The 3359-nt window shown below is 70.2% G+C and carries 5 protein-coding genes; all 5 read right to left on the bottom strand.

Annotated elements, in window-relative coordinates; all coding sequences use genetic code 11:
- Positions 1 to 135: 135 nt before the first annotated feature.
- Positions 136 to 612, bottom strand: a complete 477-nt coding sequence (locus OU415_RS38000; protein WP_270954645.1) for a carboxymuconolactone decarboxylase family protein — start codon at positions 610 to 612, stop codon at positions 136 to 138.
- Complete coding sequence (locus tag OU415_RS37995; RefSeq protein WP_270954643.1) at positions 609 to 959, bottom strand: GNAT family N-acetyltransferase; 351 nt, start codon at positions 957 to 959, stop codon at positions 609 to 611. Before OU415_RS37995 ends, OU415_RS38000 begins: the two co-directional genes overlap by 4 nt.
- 313 nt (positions 960 to 1272) lie before the next feature.
- Positions 1273 to 1818 (bottom strand): carboxymuconolactone decarboxylase family protein, encoded by a 546-nt coding sequence (locus OU415_RS37990; RefSeq protein ID WP_270954642.1) that lies wholly within the window; start codon positions 1816 to 1818, stop codon positions 1273 to 1275.
- 138 nt (positions 1819 to 1956) lie between these two features.
- Positions 1957 to 2688 (bottom strand): cache domain-containing protein, encoded by a 732-nt coding sequence (locus OU415_RS37985; RefSeq protein WP_270954641.1) that lies wholly within the window; start codon positions 2686 to 2688, stop codon positions 1957 to 1959.
- A gap of 133 nt (positions 2689 to 2821) precedes the next feature.
- On the bottom strand, positions 2822 to 3359 hold a 538-nt coding region (locus OU415_RS37980; RefSeq protein ID WP_270954640.1), incomplete at its 5' end, for a FadR/GntR family transcriptional regulator.

The raw sequence follows: 3359 nt of genomic DNA, 5'->3' as shown, positions 1-3359 counted from the left end.
GAACGGGCTTGCACCAGCCCGTTCCGCGCCGCGTCGTTCACGCTTGGCCGCAATCCCGAAAATGGTTGTCCGACAAGCGATTCCACCCGCAGGACCGGAACCGGATCACATGCGGACAGTGGACGGCGGCTTTCGCTACGCCTCGGCGGGGTCGCGCTCGGCGACCCGGTGACGGCTCATGATCGACACCCGGTTGAAGGCGTTGATCGTGGTGGCCGCCCAGATCAGCAGCGACACCGCGTCGTCGCTCAAGTGCTCGCGGAACCGCGCGTACTCCTCGTCGCTCACGTGCCGGTCGGCGACCAGCGTCACGGCCTCCGCGATCTCCAGCGCTGCCCGCTCCTCGTCGGTGAACAGGTCCACCTCGCGCCAAGCCGCCAGCACGGCGAGGCGTTGCGGGGTCACACCTGCCCGCTCCGCGAGCCGGGAATGCCGGTCGAGGCAGAACGCGCACCGGTTGATCTGCGAAACCCGGACGTTGACCAGTTCCAAGGTGGACCGCTCCAGGCCGACGTCGGCCGTGCGCTGGTGCAGTTCCGCCGCCGCGGCGAGCATCGCCTTGTAGACGGAGGGCGACTGCTTGTCGACGTAGATCCGGCGGTCCGCGCTCATCCCTGCGCCTTGCGGACGGCGTCCAGCGCGGCCGGCGTCACCTTGTCCGTGATGTCGTCGAAGTCGTGGTGCCGCTTCAGGTACTTGGCCACGTACGGGCACACCGGGACGATGCGCTTGCCGCGAGCGCGGGTGTCGGTCAGCGCCTCCGTGACGAGCGTGCTCGCCAGGCCGCGTCCGGCGAACCGGTCGTCGACCTCGGTGTGGTAGAAGATCCGCTGGTCGCCGTCGTCGACGTAGGCGGTCAGCCCGGCTCGTTCGCCGTCGAGGCTGATCTCGTAGCGGTGCCGCTCCGGGACGTCCGCGACGACCGGGTCCACGCCAGCGGCGCTCTGTTCGTCTGCCATGCCCCAACTATGCCGCAGCAGCAGCGGATCGGACAGCCGCGCCCGCTTGGTGGACCTCACACGCAGACCGCAGATCAATGCACGTGCAACGACCTGAGCCGCGGCGGTCGCTCCGGCAAGTGCTGATGTCGTTGACGGCGAACCGCTCCGGTGGGCGGGTCAGACCTCGACCGGGCCTCCGAGGACGCGGGAGAACACCTCGTGGAGGGTTTCCAGCTCCTCGTCGGAGAGCCGGTCGGCGAAGGCGGTCGGAGCACATCGCCAGGGGCGCTGGAACACACCCCTGGCGATGCCCCGGGCTGCGGTCGTCAGCTCACAGACCTGGTGCTGCCGGGATGTCCAGTTCGGTCTGCGCGTAGTGGTTGAAGTAGTTGGTGAAGAGGTTCACCGCGATGTGCGAGAACAGCTCACCGAGCTCTTCGGTGGTCCACCCGGCGTCCAGCGCCGCCTGCCACGTGCTCTCGCCGACCACGCCGACCTCCCTGACGGCTTCGCGGGCCACGCCCAGCAGCGCCAGCAGCTTCTCCTCGCCCTCGATCGGCTCGCCGGCGCGCAGGGCGATGGTCTGGTCGCGGGTCCACCCCGCCTTCCGCGCCGAGCCGGTGTGCACCGACTGGCAGTAGGCGCAGTGGTCGACCGCGCCCACGGCCAGCGCGATCGCTTCCCGCGTGCGCGCGTCGAAGGTGCCGTGCTCGGCGATGGCCTGCTGGATGCCCGAATAGGCGGCCAGCACCACCGGGGAATGCGCCATCTCGCCGTGGATGTTGAGCACCTTGCCGACCTTCGCCCGCAACGCGCTGAGCTCGTCCTTCGACGCCTCGGGCGCGTCGTCGACGGTGTGCACTGGGATACGCGGCATCCCGATCGTCCTTCCTCCGAAGACCTGGTCCGGTCGTCTCAACACCCGACCACCGCCGGCTGTTCCAGGGGACCCGATGGAACCACGGCGGTCCACTTGGGACATGTCACCGGACGTCTCCGGTGCACGGCGGAGGAATCAGGCGGCCTGGGCCACGAGGGCGATCGGCGTGTCACCGCAGCGCCGCAGCACCACGCCGTTGTCGTTGCGCGGAGCTGCTCCCCCGCTCCACCAGGCCGGGACATCGAGCTCGCGGGCCAGGGCACCGGTCACCTGGCCGATGTTGTTGGAGACGATGAACCGGCCTTGGGCGTTGACCAGGGCCGCGCGGCGGCCGAGGTCGCGCAGGTGCGGGAGGACGGCTCGCTCGAAGTTCTTGACGAAGACGTCGGCTCCGACGACTCCGGCGAAGGTGTCCCGGACGATCAGGGGCACGGTGAAGGTCAGGGCGTACTCGTCGCTGCACAGGTAGTCGACGTAGGGGCCGGTGATGTGGCGTTGCGCCGTGTCGCGGGGAACCGTGAACCACGGTTGCCTGGTGTAGTCCAGGAAGTGCTCGCTGGCCGGGTCGAGGCTGATGAGCAGCTGGGCGGGGTCCTCGCCCGGGGCCTGGGTCCACCACTGGAAGCCGAGCTCCTGGTCGACCAGCACGTTCGGGGCGGTGATGAAACCCGCTCCGGTCACCAGTTCGCCGAGGGCGCCGACCACGTCCGGTCGCAGCCGGGCCAGGTCGCGAGCCCGCAGGGAATCCGCGGCGAGCAGCGCCTCGGCGCTGCGGCGGATCGGCACCAGGCGGGAGAAGACGTCTTCCACCAGCGTTGAGACGTGGCCGGAGATCTCGTCGCCGACCAGCGTGCGCGTGTCCTTCATGCTGCGACCACCTCTGCACAAGCCGATAACGGCCCCCCGCTGCGATGCTCGGACACTGTAGCGGCATACCGCCGAACGGTCGCCCTCGTGCTCGACCGTTTCGCCGCAGTTCGGCCCCGTTGCCCGAAATTCGCTACTGCCGCGTCAAGTTCAGGTGCACCTGCGCCGCGCGATCCACGGCTTCGAGGACGTGCTCCTCGGTGAGCGTCCGGGCCAGCTGCCCGTCGGCGTTCGCGATCGCCTCGACGATCGCGCGATGCCCGGCGTGCACGTCGTCGGCTCCCCCTTCGCAGCCGGTCGAAAGCCACAGCACCGCACCGAGTTCGCCCTGCAGCTGGATCTCCTGCTGGGTCAGCCTGCTCGACTGGGCCGCGGCGGCGACTTCCAGGTGGAACTGCCGCTCGGCGCGGGCGGTGCCGTGCCCGGTGGTGCCGACGACGTCGTCGGCCGCTTGCTCCAATCGCGTGAGATCGTCCGGCGAGCTCCGCTCCGCGGCCAACCGGGCGGCCGCACCGGCGATCGCCGCGTAGTGGTCGCCGAGGTCGCGCAGCTCGCCGACGCTGACCTCGCGCAGCCGCACGCGCCACGACTCGCCGCCGTGGTCGCGCGGAGCGCGCACGAAGCAGCCGCCGCAGCGCCCCCGCCGGGTCTCGTCGAGACCCCCCAGCCGC

Origin of the sequence: Saccharopolyspora oryzae (assembly GCF_027853915.1) — a bacterium.
Taxonomy (GTDB): Bacteria; Actinomycetota; Actinomycetes; order Mycobacteriales; family Pseudonocardiaceae; genus Saccharopolyspora; species Saccharopolyspora oryzae.
This window is presented reverse-complemented; position numbering and strand designations above follow the sequence as displayed.